The organism is Roseisolibacter sp. H3M3-2 (assembly GCF_029211165.1).
Lineage (GTDB): Bacteria > Gemmatimonadota > Gemmatimonadetes > Gemmatimonadales > Gemmatimonadaceae > Roseisolibacter.
Genome location: NZ_JARGEK010000815.1, coordinates 1 through 509 on the forward strand (window position 1 = coordinate 1; position 509 = coordinate 509).

Here is a 509-nt window from a genome sequence, read left to right on the forward strand (position 1 = left end):
GCAACCGGATCGGGCCGAAGCGTCTGCGGCGGCTGCTCGGCTGGGCGCTGGACCTGTGGCTGCGCGAGCGATCGGAAACGGAGTTCCGGGTGAGCCGCACGGACCTCGATTATGCTCATGCGCGGCTGCTGTCCTGAATTCGTCACCCTGACGAAATCCAGACGCGAAAACGTCCACCGAACCGGCCAAATCGACCCCGCGACAAGTGTGTCCTGAGCCCGCCGGCCCCCAAGCCGAGCGGGCTTTTTCATGCCCGGAGGCTGACCATGCGCCGATTTATGACCTTTTGTACCGCCGCGATCCTGATGGCTGGTATCGCCGTCGCGCAGGTGTTTGCCGCCTTTGTCGAGATCTTCGCGCCGGCGCCGCTGCAGTACCGGGTAGATCCGACCCCGCGCAGCTACTTCGAGACCCGTCGCTTGCGGCTGGGCTGAGCGCCGGCGCTGAACCCGGGAGGGCTGACCCATGCGCCAGCCTTCCCGACCCGCCGCTGCCCGCCCGCTTCTCCT

At 67.0% G+C, this 509-nt stretch carries 1 protein-coding gene; it reads left to right on the plus strand.

Annotated features, from left to right (window positions below; translation table 11 throughout):
* Nucleotides 1–278: 278 nt before the first annotated feature.
* Entirely contained in the window at nucleotides 279–434 is a 156-nt protein-coding gene (locus PYV61_RS26570; protein WP_275836902.1) for a hypothetical protein, read from the plus strand.
* Nucleotides 435–509 lie beyond the last annotated feature (75 nt).